Genomic DNA, 14,024 nt, shown 5'->3' on the forward strand with positions numbered 1-14,024 from the left:
TATTTTCATATCATCAATAAAATAGACAACCATCCGCATAAAAAATTAAATTTGCGGTTGCAAATAGAATAACCCCTTGGAAAGAACGTTAATTATAGGTACACGCGGAAGCGAACTGGCGCTATGGCAGGCTAATTTTGTTAAAGACAGCCTGGCAAAAGTTAATATTACTGTCGAGCTAAAGATTATTAAAACACAAGGCGACCGCTTACTTAATTTAAGTTTTGATAAATTAGAAGGTAAAGGCTTTTTCACCAAAGAGCTGGAAGAAGAATTATTGGCAGGTACTATTGACATAGCGGTACACTCGCACAAGGACCTGCCTACCGAAAACCCTCCGGGACTCATCATCGCGGCAGTATCAGAGCGGGAGGACCCATCTGAGCTGCTGCTGATCTTGAAGGACTGCGTGGATGTTCACCAAAAGCTATCTGTAAAATTCGGCGCTATTGTAGGCACTTCATCCAACAGGCGCAAGGCACAATTACTGGCCTATCGCCCTGATCTGGAAATTGAAGACCTGCGCGGCAACGTACCTACCCGCATAGGCAAACTACGCGATGAAAATTACGACGCTATTATGCTGGCCAAAGCCGGCGTTAGCCGTTTAGGTATTGATCTGAGCGAGTTTCATGTAGAAGAACTAACCCCTAACGAAATTGTACCCGCACCTGCGCAAGGCGTGCTGGCCATACAGATACGCGAAAGCGATACCGAATTGTTTGAGGCCCTGCAGGTACTAAACCATCCCGATGTTGCCGAAGAACTGGCAGTTGAGCGTACGGTGCTAAAACTATTTGGTGGAGGCTGCCACTTACCACTGGGCTGTTATTGCCGCCGCGAGGATAACATGTTCCAGGTATTTACATCAAAAGCCGAGACCGGCGATGATTTTCCCGACCGTTTATTTTTAGAAGCCGATAAAACCGATGGCCTTGCCAAAAAAATTATTGCTGCTTTTGACCCCCAGCGCAAACTGCCAACGAGTGTATTTATATCGCGCGAGATATCTGAGCAAAGTTATTTCCGCAAAGCATTAGAAAAACATAATATACAGATAGAAGGGCGATCATTAATACGCACAGTACCGGTTATTACCAAGTTAGATTCGTACATATTAAAAAATATCGACTGGATATTTTTCTCAAGCAAAAACGCGGTTGAATACTTTTTCCAACTGGGGCCACATTTACCTAAGAATGTAAAGTTTGGAGTAATGGGGGGCGGATCAGAAGAAATGTTGCGTAAAAAAGGGCATTTTGCAGCTTTTACAGGTTTAGGCATTGATCCGGAAGATGTAGCCGCCGAATTTGCCAAAGTAGCCAACGGAACGCAAGTATTGTTTCCGGGAGCTGAAGAATCATTAAGAAGCATACAAAAAGGCCTGTCGGCCGACACAAAGGTTATAGATATTTCTGTTTACGAAACTGTGCTGGAAGACGAAGTAGAAAGATCGGGCGCGGAGGTGCTGGTATTTACCAGCCCGTCAAACGTGGATGCTTATTTCGCTGATAATTTAATGGACCCATATCAAAAGGTAATTGCCATAGGCAAATCAACCGGTAAAAAGTTTGATGAGATGGGGGTAAAATATATATTGCCTTTCTCGCCCGATGAAGTTGGGCTGGCAGAGGCAGTGTTTGGGATAGCCCCACCCAACCCTCCCCGGTAGGGAGGGCTTTATTATGGAGGCTTAAAAAATTAAAATGAAAGTCTCCCCTACCGGGGGAGATTTAAGGGGGGCTTATGTTACAACGACCAAGAAGAAACCGTAAGAGTGAAGTTATCCGCCAGATGGTGCAGGAAACACATGTTAGCGCGGCTAATTTGATATTCCCCTTGTTTATTGTGGAGGGTAATAACCAAAAAACCGAGGTAGCGTCTATGCCGGGTATCTTTAGATATTCGATAGATAATTTGCTGCGCGAGGTGGAGAGTTGCATGAAACTTGGTTTAAATTCTTTTGACTTGTTCCCTAACATCAGCGAAGAACTGAAGGATAAATATGCAACCGAAAGTCACCGCGAAGAAAGCTTGTACCTGCGTGCTATACGCGAGGTTAAAAAGAACTTTCCTGAAGCTTGTGTAATCACTGATGTAGCGATGGATCCTTACAGCAGCGATGGCCACGATGGCATTGTAGAGAACGGCGAAATACTAAACGATGAAACTTTAGAGGTTTTAGGTAAAATGGCATTGGCCCACGCACAAGTCGGAGCAGATATTATTGCGCCAAGCGATATGATGGATGGCAGGGTAGGCTATATTCGCCGTGTTTTGGATGATGCGGGGTTTAAGCATGTTTCTATCATGTCGTACTCGGCTAAATATGCCAGCGCGTTTTATGGTCCGTTTAGGGATGCGTTGAATTCTGCGCCAAAGTTTGGTGATAAAAAAACCTACCAGATGAACCCGGCTAACCAGCGTGAAGCTTTAATAGAAGCACGTTTAGACGAAGTAGAAGGCGCCGACTTTTTAATGGTAAAACCTGCGTTAGCTTACCTTGACGTAATAAAATTAATAAAAGACGATACCGAATTACCCGTAGCAGCCTACAATGTAAGCGGCGAGTACGCCATGATAAAAGCCGCTATACAAAAAGGCTGGCTCAATGAACAGCGTGCCGTTACCGAGGTGCTAACCAGCATCAGAAGGGCTGGGGCGACAGCGATATTAACGTATCATGCTAAAGAGGTGTTGGAGAATAAATGGATTTAGGTTAAGTCAAAATTCAAAAGTCAAAAGTCAAAATCGACTTACTTTTTGAATTTTGAATTTTAACTTTTGACTTAAAAAAGAATGTTAGATTCTATAAAAAAAATGTTTTCGGGCGATGAGGATTTACCGGTAAATAAAACGGGTAAGCCGGATATCAGCAGGGAAAAATCTGCGGAGTTATACGCAAAGGCTAAGACGTTTTTTCCGGGTGGGGTTAACTCGCCGGTTAGGGCGTTTAAATCTGTATATGGTACGCCGCTGTTTATAAAAAAAGGTGATGGCTGTCGCGTTTGGGATGCAGACGATAACGAGTTTATTGATTTTTGCTGCTCGTGGGGACCGCTGATCCTGGGACATAATCATCCAAAAGTTAGAGAGAAGGTTATTGAGGTAATGCAAAATGGCATGTCATTTGGCGCGCCCACGGCTTTGGAGAATGAGCTGGCCGAACTGATCCTGAAAAACAATAAATTCATACAGAAACTGCGCTTTGTTAGCTCGGGTACCGAAGCGGTTATGTCGGCCATCAGGTTGGCTCGTGGGTATACTAAGCGCGATAAAATATTAAAGTTTGAGGGCTGCTATCATGGGCACTCAGATTCTTTGTTGGTTAAAGCCGGATCGGGCCTGGTTACTTTTGGCGAAACATCCTCAGCGGGTGTACCCAAAGCGTTTGCTGATGAAACGATAGTTATCGGCCTGAATGATACCGAAGCGCTGCAAAAAGCATTTGCTGAGTTTAAAGACCAGATAGCCGCTGTAATTATTGAGCCTATCCCGGCTAATAATGGCCTGCTGCTGCAAACCAAAGAATATTTGCAAGTGCTGCGCGATATTTGTACAGCAAACGGAACGCTATTAATATTTGATGAAGTGATATCGGGTTTCCGCATAGGTTTTGAAGGTGCCGCAGGGCATTACCAAATACAGCCGGATATTATTACTTATGGTAAAATTATAGGTGGCGGTTTGCCGGTTGGCATGTATGGCGCCTCTGCAGAGATTATGGCCCATATATCGCCGGATGGCGGGGTGTACCAGGCGGGCACACTGTCTGGCAACCCGGTTGCTATGGCGGCAGGTATTGCCCAATTGACTGAATTATTGCGTATGGGCTTTTACAAGGATCTGCACAAAAAGACCGAAGAGTTTACCGAAGCTATTCAACGTTTTGCTACCGCCAGGAATTATAAGTTTAAAGTGTTTAACATTGGCTCTATCTTCTGGTTTGCATTTACCGACCAGGAATTGATAAGTAAAGCCGAAGAAATTGATCCAAATAGCATGGAGAAATTTAAAAAACTGCACCGCGAATTAATAAACCGGGGCGTTTATTTAGGTCCGTCTGGTTATGAGGTTGGGTTCATCTCGTCGGCACATACCAAGATTGACCTGGAGAAAGCAAAAAGAGCTATATTTGATAGTCTTGACTTGGTATTCAGAGATAAATAAACGATTATGAAAAGATCATTTGTCATTTTTTATGCACTTATTACCTATGCCGTTGCCGAATTAATTTGGTGGGGATATATGTTGGTTAGATCACAACCTGGTCGCACAGGTATGATCATGGGCGAGGGGCTGGTATTTGTGGTGGTTTTTTTAGTTGGCGCAATTTACCTGCACAAATCCTTTAACCGGGAGCGTAGGCTACAGGAGCAAAAGAAGAATTTTTTACTTTCTGTTACACATGAGCTGAAATCGCCGTTGGCATCAATTAAACTATTGCTGCAAACTATCCAAAAAAGAGACCTTTCTAAAGTGCAGATCTTAGATTTTATTGATAAATCATTGTTAGATATTGAGCGGCTGGATGACATGGTTGAGAATATGTTGCTGGCATCAAAAATTGATAACAGCTCATACACTTTTCCTAAAGCAAGCTTTAATTTATCGGTATTGGTGGATAGTATAGTAAACCGCTTACAGGTAACTAAATGCGACTGTAATCAAATGATAATCAACGCCGAGATAGAACCAAAAATTGAAATAACCGGTGATAAGTTCGCGCTTACATCAGTAGTTACTAATTTGGTAGAGAATGCTATAAAATACTCTAAACCTTGCGAGGCGGTGGATGTTAAGCTATTCTCTAAAGATGGCAAAGTTCATTTACAGGTAGCCGATCATGGTATTGGCATAGCAGATGAAGAAAAAAGCCGTATTTTCGACAAGTTTTATCGCGTTGGCAGTGAAGATACGCGTAATACTAAAGGTACCGGCCTGGGTTTATTCATTGTAAAACAAGTATTGGATAAGCATGAGGCAAGCATCAGGGTCAAGGACAATCGCCCTGGAGGAAGCATATTTGAGGTTGTTTTTGGATTAACATAAATCACAATTAAATGCCAAGCAGAAAAAGAATTTTACTGGCCGAAGATGAAGAACATCTTTTAGAAGCAATTAAACTTAACCTTGAGTTAGAAGGTTACAAGGTATCAACCGCCAGCAATGGTAAAAAAGCCCTACAGATATTTAAAGAAGAGCGTTTTAACCTGGTTATACTGGATGTTATGATGCCCGAAATTGACGGCTTTGTAGTTGCAGAAACTATAAGGTTAGAGAACTCTGAAGTGCCCATCATGTTTCTGACGGCAAAAAATACAAACGAGGATAAAATAGCCGGACTGAAAAAAGGCGCGGATGATTATTTGACCAAACCATTTAACCTGGAAGAGTTGATACTACGGGTTAACAACCTGATTAAGCGCAGCTTAAAAGGCGATGACCTGAAAGAGTTTAACAGCTATAAAATCGGCGATAAAACTATTCATTTTAACTCGTTCGAATTGGTTAATGGCGATGGTTCTATAACCCCGTTAACTAAAAAAGAAACCATGCTATTAAAGTTGCTGATAGAGCGCCGTAATGACGCGGTATCGCGCGAGCAAATACTGGAAACCGTATGGAACTATGATGTATACCCATCAACCCGTACTATTGATAACTTTATTCTAACCTTCCGTAAGTATTTTGAACCTGATCCTAAAAATCCGGTTTATTTTCACTCTATACGTGGTGTTGGCTATAAATTTACAGATCAGCATTAATTAATGTTTACAAACAGGGCACGCATTTTTGTTATAGGCGCTTTTGTTATTATGCTGGCAGTAGCTATACATCTGCGGGTTTATGAAGTTGCTGCTGTAATTGTACTATTTATAGGCCTGCTGATATGGGGCTACTTTAAGGAAGGAACTATTATACTGGCAGCCAAAGCTTTCCATAATAAGGATTATGACAAAGCCGAATCACTATTACGACAAGTGCCTAATCCTGGTTGGTTAAGCAAAAAACGCCGCGGATTTTATGAGTTTATATTTGGAGGTGTATGCCTGCAAAAGCAGAATTTTGATGAAGCCGAAAAGCATTATGAAATAGCCGCGCAATACCCGTTACGATCAGCAAACGACCATGTTGCCGCTTTGGTGCATGTAGCTAACCTCAGCATAAGACATAATAATTATGAAAAGGCCAAAGCTTATTTAGCATTGGCCGATAAGCACCAAGAAAAAATAACATCCAAAATGAAAGAGGTAATAAGCCGACTTCATCAGGAGCTTGATAAAAAATAACAAAAGAGAGAGTCAAGAGCCAATAATCAAGAGCCAAGATAGGTAACGCCTATTCTCTTAATTCTTGATTCTTGCCTCTTGATTCTAAAAAAAGCATGAGAGATTCATTACTAATAAAAGCTGCATTTTCTGAAAAAACCGAACGCCCACCTGTATGGATGATGCGGCAGGCAGGCAGGTTTATGCCCCAGTACTGGGAAATAAAAAACAAATACTCTTTCCTGGAGATGTGCAAAACGCCGGAGTTGGCTGCAGATGTTACTATGTTGCCGGTTGATCTGTTGGGCATTGATGCCGCCATCTTATTTTCGGATATATTGGTTACCGGCGAGGCTATGGGCGGTGATTTGAGCTTTACTCAAAATGTAGGCCCTAAGTTTGCCAATCCCATACGTACGCAGAAAGATATTGATAACCTGAATACTAATTGTATTGATAAATTGCAATATGTTGCTGATGCTATAAAGGTTATTCAACAACGTTTAAAGGGCAGTATTCCACTAATAGGTTTTGCAGGCGCGCCTTTTACGGTAATGAGCTATTTGGTTGAAGGCGGATCATCAAAAGATTTTAAGCTGACTAAATTGATGCTGCACAACGAGCCCGAAATGGCTCATCAGCTACTGTCAAAGATTGCGACTGTAACGGCAGATTACCTTAACCTGCAAATAGCAGCAGGTGTAAATGCGGTACAAATATTTGATAGCTGGGCACAAGCTTTAGCATGGGATGATTATAAAGAATTTTCGCACCGCTATATTGCCGAGATCATCAGTAAACTGGATAGAAAAGATATCCCGGTGATTTCTTTCTGTAAGGGAAGCTCTGTTTTTGCGCCATTAATGGCAGAGGCTAAGCCTGATGTTATTTCTATCGATTGGAACGTTGACCTGCTGGATATTAAAAAGCGCTTACCACAAGGCATAGCTGTGCAAGGCAATTTAGATCCGCATATTTTGTATGCTGATAAGAAAGTTATTAAAGAAAGAATATACCGCCTGTTCGACCGCATGAAAGGCGAGAACGGATTTATATTTAATTTGGGCCACGGCATTATGCCCGATATACCGTTTGATAATGTGAAATATGCGGTAGAGGTGATAAAGGAATACAAGTATTAACACGAATTGCACGAATTTGGGCGAATAACACTAATTCGCATTATTCGTGAAATTCGATATAATCGTGAAAATTAGTGTACAACTATATTCTTGCTATACACATCATATTTGTAGTCTGCTGGATGGCGGGGCTGTTTTATATGGTGCGCTTGTTTATTTACCATACCGAAGCGCAGGATAAGCCTGAGCCCGACCGTACCATACTTTCCAAACAGTTTGAAATTATGGAAAGTAAATTATGGTGGATCATTACTACCCCATCAATGTACCTGGTTTTGGCTGCCGGTATTACTATGCTGTGCATTGCACCGGTTTGGCTGCAATTTGGGTGGATGCATATTAAACTAACATTTGTTATATTTTTAATAGCCTATCATTTTATCTGCCAAAATAAAATGAACCAAATGCGCAAAGGCATTTACAAATGGACATCTACCCAATTACGTTTATGGAATGAACTGGCAACCCTGCTTTTGTTTGCGATAGTATTTTTAGTAGTACTTAAAAGCTCGTTGAACTGGATATTCGGCGTGGTGGGGATTATAGCTTTTGCGCTTGCGCTGATGTCGGCAGTGAAGGTGTATAAGTATTATAGGGAGAAGAAATAGACCAATTAATTACGTATCAATACGTAAACAGACTGTCCTTCCGCGTCTTTTTCACTAATAAATTTATTCGCATGGTCTGGTTCAAAACCATTTCGCTTTAACAATTTAGCACTCGCTTCATTATCTGGGTGCATTATTGCCGCTAATACCCGCAGCTGTAATTTATTAAAGCTATAACTGATAACTGCCAGTATTGCTTCATTCATGATTCCCTTACCCTGGTAGCCGGGCATAAGTTCGTAACCCACTTCAGCCATATTCTTTTCAGTATCGAAATTCCACAGGCACATCGTTCCTATCAAATCAGGGGCGTTTTTTAGGCTGATGACCCAGTACATAGAATGAGCGTTAACTATCTTGTCAATAAAAGCTTGCGCCTGAGCTATTGTTGTGGTTGGCGGCCTGTCAAGATAACGGTTTACCTGCTCATCCGAACGTAGTTTTAACAACGCGTCCGCATCAGCTCTATTCAGCGCTCGCAACAGCAGTCTATCGGTTTCAATAACAGGCAAAATGGCTGGGTCCATCTTCATTGTTATAACTCTTTATAAATCATACCATCCTTCATCACCAACTTAACCTGCTTAACAGTTTTCATATCCTCAACCGGATCACCGCTAACCACAACAATATCCGCCAGATAACCCACTTTAATACTCCCTAAATTCTTCAATCCAAAAACTTCAGCATTTATTGAGGTTGATGAGCGTAATACATCAAGGGGTTTCATGCCATAATCAACCATTAATATCATTTCGCGCGAGTTATCACCATGCGGAAACACGCCAACATCGCCGCCCATACAAATGGTGACACCGGCTTTAAGGGCCTCGGTGAAAATATAGTGCTTTTGTTTAACCCTTGCAGGGTCGGCGTCCACACCTTTTTTCCAACCCGCATAGCTTGCAATTGCTTCCGTAGCCGATAAGGTTGGGCATAGCGCTATGCCTTTTTCTTTCATCAGCTTAAATAATTCGGGTGTGCCGCCGTCGCCATGCTCAATGGTGGTAACGCCTGCCATAATTGAGCGGCGCATTCCCTCTGTTGTACCGGAGTGTACCGCCACTGTCCGTCCGCTGCTTTTGGCTACCTCAACGGCTGTTTTTAGTTCTTCTTCGGTAAAAGTTGGGGCGTTGCCGTTTATTCCCCAGCCATAATCAGCATATAATTTTATAACATCGGCACCATGCCCAATTTGCGAGCGCACCGCATGAGTGATGCCCTCCAACCCATCAGCTTCTTCGCCGCCCTTGATGAGGGCCAGCTCTGCTACTTCGCTTTTAGGACCGTAACTGCCGGTTGCAACAATAGCGCGGGTGGCTACTAACATTCGTGGTCCAGGTATAATTCCTTTTTTTATAGCTGATTTTAGGCCTGCGTCATCATAACCTGCTCCTTCCGTACCAAGATCTCGTACGGTTGTAAAACCAGCCATTAAAGTTTCGCGGGCATGTACTACAGCGCGGGCAGTGCGCTCGGCGCGGCTCTCGGTCATTACCTGGTCGTTCCAGCTTACTTCATTATAAGGGTGCAGGAACAGGTGCGAGTGCCCTTCTATAAACCCCGGTAATAAGGTCAGCCCTTTCAAATCAACAATTTTTGCCGATGCCGGTGCGGTAATACTGCCCGGTTCGCCAGCGGCTTCAATAAGGTTGCCTTTTACCAATACCCACCAGCCGTTGTGCATTTGCCGGCCGTCGAAAACGCGGTCAGGTTTCAACAGGGTGTAAGCATTATTTGTTATTCGCTGCGCGAAGATGCCGGTGCAGCATAAAAGAATTAGTAAGCTAAAAAGTAAACGCTTCATTATTATTGCTCTTATTTGGTGTTTAAAATTAAGCAAATAAAAAATATTTGTAACCACATGCAACCATTTGGTACTAACTATCATCTTACCTTTAAATGATGCTACTTAAACCTGCTTATATAATTGACGAATTAATTACCCGCTGTAAGGCTGGCGAACGCCAGGCGCAGGAGTTATTATATAAGCAATTTGCGGCTAAAATGCTGGGTGTTTGCATGCGTTACGCAACTGATAGGATGGAGGCCGAAGATATGTTACAAAACGGGTTTATTAAAGTGTTTAAAAAGCTGGAAGATTACCGGGGCGATGGTGCTTTTGAAGGATGGGTAAGGCGTATAATGGTACACAGCGCTATAGAGTATTACCGCAAGCACCATAAAATGGTACAGGTAATGGATGTTACCGAAATAGGTAACGAACCATCAGTAAACCCAACAGTAATGGCCAATATGGGTGTAAAGGACCTGATGAATATTATACGGCAGCTTTCGCCCGGTTATAAAATGGTGTTTAACCTTTATGCTATTGAAGGGTATTCGCATAGAGAAATTGCCGGCATAGTTGGCATAACAGAGGGAGCCTCTAAATCACAACTATCAAGGGCGCGCGCAATATTAAAAGATATGGTTTTAAAAATGGAGAATAAAAGATATGGATATGCAAGATAAGGAGTTTGATAAGCTATTTCACTCGAAATTTGAAGACTTTAAAATAGAGCCATCGCCAATGGTGTGGGATAATATTACCGATGAGCTGGATGGTAAAAAGGCTAAACGCTCCATAATGCCATGGTTAAGCATTGCAGCCAGCGTTATTATATTGGTTACAGCCGGTGTGTTGTTTTTACAACAAAAAAATAAAGTCACCAAACAACAGGTTAATAATAATCAAGTAGCAGCAAACCATATACAACCTGCAGCAACTACAACCGACAAGAGGGATGCAGCGCCCATAGTTCCTACTCCGCCTGCTGCTGACAAGATTGTATCAACCGTAACTACAAGTGCATCACCAGTTAACAAAGTAACGGCATCGGTAAACTCCACAGATAACATCATTAAAGAGGCAGCGCCTGTTAAAGCGGATAACCAGCCATTAATTGCTGCTGTAACTGCGCCAGAAGTGGATGTAATACAGGCAACGGTTCCGGATAAAGGTATCCAGCTTGTGCCTAAGTCGGTGGATATTGAGCAACAGGCCAGGGTTGAAAAGCCCGCGATAATGGCTTCGGTAAATAAGCCTGATGCGGTTCCTGTTAAAAAGCGCGGCATACATAGCCTGGGTGGTTTAATAAATGTTTTGATAGCCAAAGTTGATAAGCGTCAGGATAAACTGATAGAATTTAGCGATAACGATGACGACAATACCGAATCAAATGTAACAGGGGTAAACCTTGGAATAATTAAAATTAAAAAACAATAATAAATCTAAATATCACTTATATGAAACGTTTACTAATAGCCGCATTACTATGCGGCGCTGCAACCATCAGTATTGCACAAACTAAAACTACTACAGTTACAACAACAACAATAACTAACGGTACAGATACAATTACAACCACTAAAAAAACCAGGGTAAAAGTTAGCATGGGCGATTTTAGGGCACACCGGGATAGCATGCGCAATGATAAAAAACCAACAGGTTTTAACTTTGGCATCACCTTTTCACGGTTTGATCTGGGTTTAACCACCCTTGTTGATAACGGCAGCTTTACACTATCACCTAAAAATGATTTTTTAAGCTATCGTTCATGGAAATCAAGCAACGTAGGTTTTGACCTGGTGCAATTTGGTTATAAGTTTAACAATAACTTTAAAATATACCTGTCGGGTGGGTTTGACTGGACCTTGATCCGCTTGCGTAAAGATATCACTATACAAAGGGATGCACCGGTTTTAACTTATACTACTGATGCTATCCATTACAGCAAAAATCGCTTCTCATCCACCTATTTGCGAGTGCCACTATCGTTCGAGTTTAGGAGCAAGGAAAATTCAGATGGTAAACGTTTCCGCTTCATTATTGGTCCAGAAGCAGGCTTGTTATTAGGTGCCCGTGTTAAACAGATCAGTAGCGAAAATGGCAAGCAAAAAATTGATGGTGATTATCACTTCACCAAAATGGAATACGGCGCGTTCACCCGCATAGGCTATGGCTCGGCAGGTATATATGCCAAGTATTACTTTAATGATATGTTCGAGAATAGCCCTGCACAGGCAGGCTTAAAAAACTTCGCTTTCGGGTTTACATTTGGGTTCTAAAATCACCAACTCAATATATATTAAAAAGGCAGGGCTGTTAATTAACGGCCTTTTGCCGTTTTATCTATATTTGCTGCATGACAACTACCCCCTTTTTACAGGCCTTAGCTATAACTAAAACCTATCCCGGCGAACGGGTGGCAGGTGTAAAAAGAATCAGCCTTTCTATCCAGCCAAAAAAAATCACGGCCATAATAGGCGAGAGCGGCAGTGGCAAAAGTACTTTACTGCGATTGCTGTATGGCTTGTTATCGCCCGATGAGGGTGAGGTTCAATTTAAAGGCGAACGCATTTGGGGACCCGAAGAAAAGCTGATACCTGGTCATGACGCCATGAAAATGGTAACGCAGGATACCGACGGGCTTAACGTTTACGCTAAAGTATGGGACAATATTGCCGTACTGATGCCCAATACCGATGTTGCCGCCAAAGAAGAAAGAACCAACCAGGTATTAAAGCAGCTAAACATATTGCACCTTGCCGATAAGCAGGCATTTTTTTTAAGCGGAGGCGAGAAGCAGCGCGTAGCCATTGCCCGCGCCCTGATAACCCGTCCCGAAGTAATGTTGCTGGATGAGCCCTTTAACCAGGTGGATACTTCATTCCGCGAGGGTTTGCAGCAGGATATAAGGCAGGTGGTGCAGGAAACCGGCCTAACTGTTATCATGGTATCGCATGACCCGGCCGAGGTGCTGTCTATGGCTGATGAACTGATCGTGCTAAAAGATGGGGAGATCATTGAGGCAGGTAAACCTAAGACGCTATATCAAAATCCACAGACCCTATACACAGCCAAGCTGCTAACCAATTGCACTGTATTAAGCAATGAAGATGCAAGGCATTGCGGTATTAGCAGTAAAGCCGATAACATCGTAATATACCCCGAATGGGCCGCGCCCACCAACAGCTGGACGCGTAAGGATTGGACAGTTAAACAAGTACTGTTTAAAGGTAGTTACGAAGATCTGTTGATAGAAAAAGGCCACATCACCCTGCGCCTGTTAAATGATGCACCCGGCAAATACCATATAGGCGATAAGGTACATATTAAGATCAATAGGTATTTGGAGTTTTAAGCGGCTACTTCATATACGATTTATAATCGTCCTGAATCATTGTTATATCAGCGTTAATCGGTTTTTCTTTGCCGTTAAAAAGAAGAATATTCCACTGTAAGCTATCTAATTTAGTTTTGAATATTTTGCCGGCTTTTGTTCTGAAAGTTAATGAGCCCTTAGCATCTCGCGTAATCATTTTTGTTTTTACAGAATCTAAAAATTTTATAGATGTTCCCATATAATATTGGTTGTCATCAGCTACTGTATAAAAGTCATCACTATCCTTAACCTCCCGTTTCATTTTATCTATCTGCTTTAAGGTTGGATATATTAATATTGCACATGTTGTAGTTATCAAGGTATCTCGGTTGCTCTTGTTTGCAATCACAACTTTCGAGTTAACAGAATCTGCCTTAGTGGTCTTTTCTCTCCACTTATTTTGGCAAGAAAACAATAGGAGAGTCGCCAGAAAATAATTCAGAAATTGTGTAATATATAACGTAGAACGATAGGTTGGGTTCATATTATCAAATATAGAATATTTGATAGACTCACCACCCAAAACCACTCACTTAATCAACCCAATTCAACCATTCACCCTCCATACAAAAACTTTTTTGCATAACCTCTTGAATATCATAAAATAACTCCGTACTTTTGCAGTCCCTAAAACTGCCCTCCAATGTAGGTTGGCAGCCGGGAATTAAAAAAAACAAAACAAGAAAGCAAGAATGCCTACTATCAATCAATTAGTTAGAAAAGGTAGAGTAGCTCTGGTTGACAAGAGTAAGTCACCAGCGTTGGACAGCTGTCCACAGCGAAGAGGAGTATGCACACGCGTGTATACCACTACCCCTAAAAAACCAAACTCAG

15 protein-coding genes and 1 pseudogene are annotated in these 14,024 nt (G+C 42.1%); 13 read left to right on the forward strand and 3 right to left on the reverse strand.

Annotated elements, in window-relative coordinates:
- The first annotated feature begins 76 nt into the window (after positions 1-76).
- From hemC to hemJ, 8 genes are all read left to right on the forward strand, one after another.
- Positions 77-1,672, forward strand: a complete 1,596-nt coding sequence (gene hemC / locus JWR23_RS04005; RefSeq protein ID WP_299513281.1) for a hydroxymethylbilane synthase — start codon at positions 77-79, stop codon at positions 1,670-1,672.
- A gap of 74 nt (positions 1,673-1,746) precedes the next feature.
- Positions 1,747-2,718 (forward strand): porphobilinogen synthase, encoded by a 972-nt coding sequence (hemB, locus tag JWR23_RS04010; RefSeq protein ID WP_299513283.1) that lies wholly within the window; start codon positions 1,747-1,749, stop codon positions 2,716-2,718.
- An 81-nt stretch (positions 2,719-2,799) separates the two neighbouring features.
- Positions 2,800-4,170 carry a glutamate-1-semialdehyde 2,1-aminomutase gene (hemL, locus tag JWR23_RS04015; RefSeq protein ID WP_299513285.1) on the forward strand — a complete coding sequence of 457 codons (1,371 nt, stop codon included), beginning with the start codon at positions 2,800-2,802 and terminating at the stop codon, positions 4,168-4,170.
- A 6-nt stretch (positions 4,171-4,176) separates the two neighbouring features.
- Entirely contained in the window at positions 4,177-5,052 is an 876-nt protein-coding gene (locus JWR23_RS04020; RefSeq protein ID WP_299513288.1) for a cell wall metabolism sensor histidine kinase WalK, read from the forward strand.
- Between the two features lie 11 nt (positions 5,053-5,063).
- Entirely contained in the window at positions 5,064-5,768 is a 705-nt protein-coding gene (locus JWR23_RS04025; RefSeq protein WP_299513291.1) for a response regulator transcription factor, read from the forward strand.
- A 3-nt stretch (positions 5,769-5,771) separates the two neighbouring features.
- Positions 5,772-6,293 carry a tetratricopeptide repeat protein gene (locus JWR23_RS04030; protein ID WP_299513293.1) on the forward strand — a complete coding sequence of 174 codons (522 nt, stop codon included), beginning with the start codon at positions 5,772-5,774 and terminating at the stop codon, positions 6,291-6,293.
- Positions 6,294-6,388: 95 nt separating this feature from the next.
- A complete protein-coding gene (gene hemE, locus JWR23_RS04035) occupies positions 6,389-7,414 on the forward strand; it encodes a uroporphyrinogen decarboxylase (protein ID WP_299513295.1) in 1,026 nt (341 codons plus the stop codon).
- Between the two features lie 74 nt (positions 7,415-7,488).
- Positions 7,489-8,022 (forward strand): protoporphyrinogen oxidase HemJ, encoded by a 534-nt coding sequence (gene hemJ, locus JWR23_RS04040; RefSeq protein WP_299513297.1) that lies wholly within the window; start codon positions 7,489-7,491, stop codon positions 8,020-8,022.
- Between the two features lie 5 nt (positions 8,023-8,027).
- Here the strand turns inward: hemJ and JWR23_RS04045 are convergent, their stop codons facing one another.
- Both JWR23_RS04045 and JWR23_RS04050 read right to left on the reverse strand, forming a co-directional pair.
- Positions 8,028-8,555, reverse strand: a complete 528-nt coding sequence (locus tag JWR23_RS04045) for a GNAT family N-acetyltransferase (RefSeq protein WP_299513299.1) — start codon at positions 8,553-8,555, stop codon at positions 8,028-8,030.
- A gap of 2 nt (positions 8,556-8,557) precedes the next feature.
- Positions 8,558-9,829: an amidohydrolase family protein gene (locus JWR23_RS04050; RefSeq protein WP_299513302.1), complete on the reverse strand. Its 1,272-nt coding sequence runs from the start codon at positions 9,827-9,829 to the stop codon at positions 8,558-8,560.
- A 95-nt stretch (positions 9,830-9,924) separates the two neighbouring features.
- On the opposite strand from JWR23_RS04050, the gene JWR23_RS04055 reads away from it, so the two are divergent.
- From JWR23_RS04055 to JWR23_RS04070, 4 genes are all read left to right on the forward strand, one after another.
- On the forward strand, positions 9,925-10,497 hold the full coding sequence (locus JWR23_RS04055; RefSeq protein ID WP_367277510.1) for an RNA polymerase sigma factor: 573 nt from the start codon (positions 9,925-9,927) through the stop codon (positions 10,495-10,497).
- On the forward strand, positions 10,481-11,251 hold the full coding sequence (locus tag JWR23_RS04060) for a hypothetical protein (protein ID WP_299513305.1): 771 nt from the start codon (positions 10,481-10,483) through the stop codon (positions 11,249-11,251). The genes JWR23_RS04055 and JWR23_RS04060 overlap by 17 nt, the downstream gene beginning before the upstream one ends.
- A 20-nt stretch (positions 11,252-11,271) precedes the next feature.
- Positions 11,272-12,093, forward strand: a complete 822-nt coding sequence (locus tag JWR23_RS04065) for a PorT family protein (RefSeq protein WP_299513308.1) — start codon at positions 11,272-11,274, stop codon at positions 12,091-12,093.
- Between the two features lie 77 nt (positions 12,094-12,170).
- A complete protein-coding gene (locus JWR23_RS04070; RefSeq protein ID WP_299513311.1) occupies positions 12,171-13,169 on the forward strand; it encodes an ABC transporter ATP-binding protein in 999 nt (332 codons plus the stop codon).
- A gap of 4 nt (positions 13,170-13,173) precedes the next feature.
- Here JWR23_RS04070 and JWR23_RS04075 read toward each other — a convergent pair whose 3' ends face one another.
- Positions 13,174-13,674, reverse strand: a complete 501-nt coding sequence (locus JWR23_RS04075; RefSeq protein WP_299513314.1) for a hypothetical protein — start codon at positions 13,672-13,674, stop codon at positions 13,174-13,176.
- Positions 13,675-13,882: 208 nt separating this feature from the next.
- Here JWR23_RS04075 and JWR23_RS04080 point away from each other — a divergent pair.
- Positions 13,883-14,024, forward strand: a pseudogene (locus tag JWR23_RS04080) (30S ribosomal protein S12); the annotation flags it as partial.

This window comes from Mucilaginibacter sp. (assembly GCF_028288205.1).
Taxonomy (GTDB): domain Bacteria; phylum Bacteroidota; class Bacteroidia; order Sphingobacteriales; family Sphingobacteriaceae; genus Mucilaginibacter.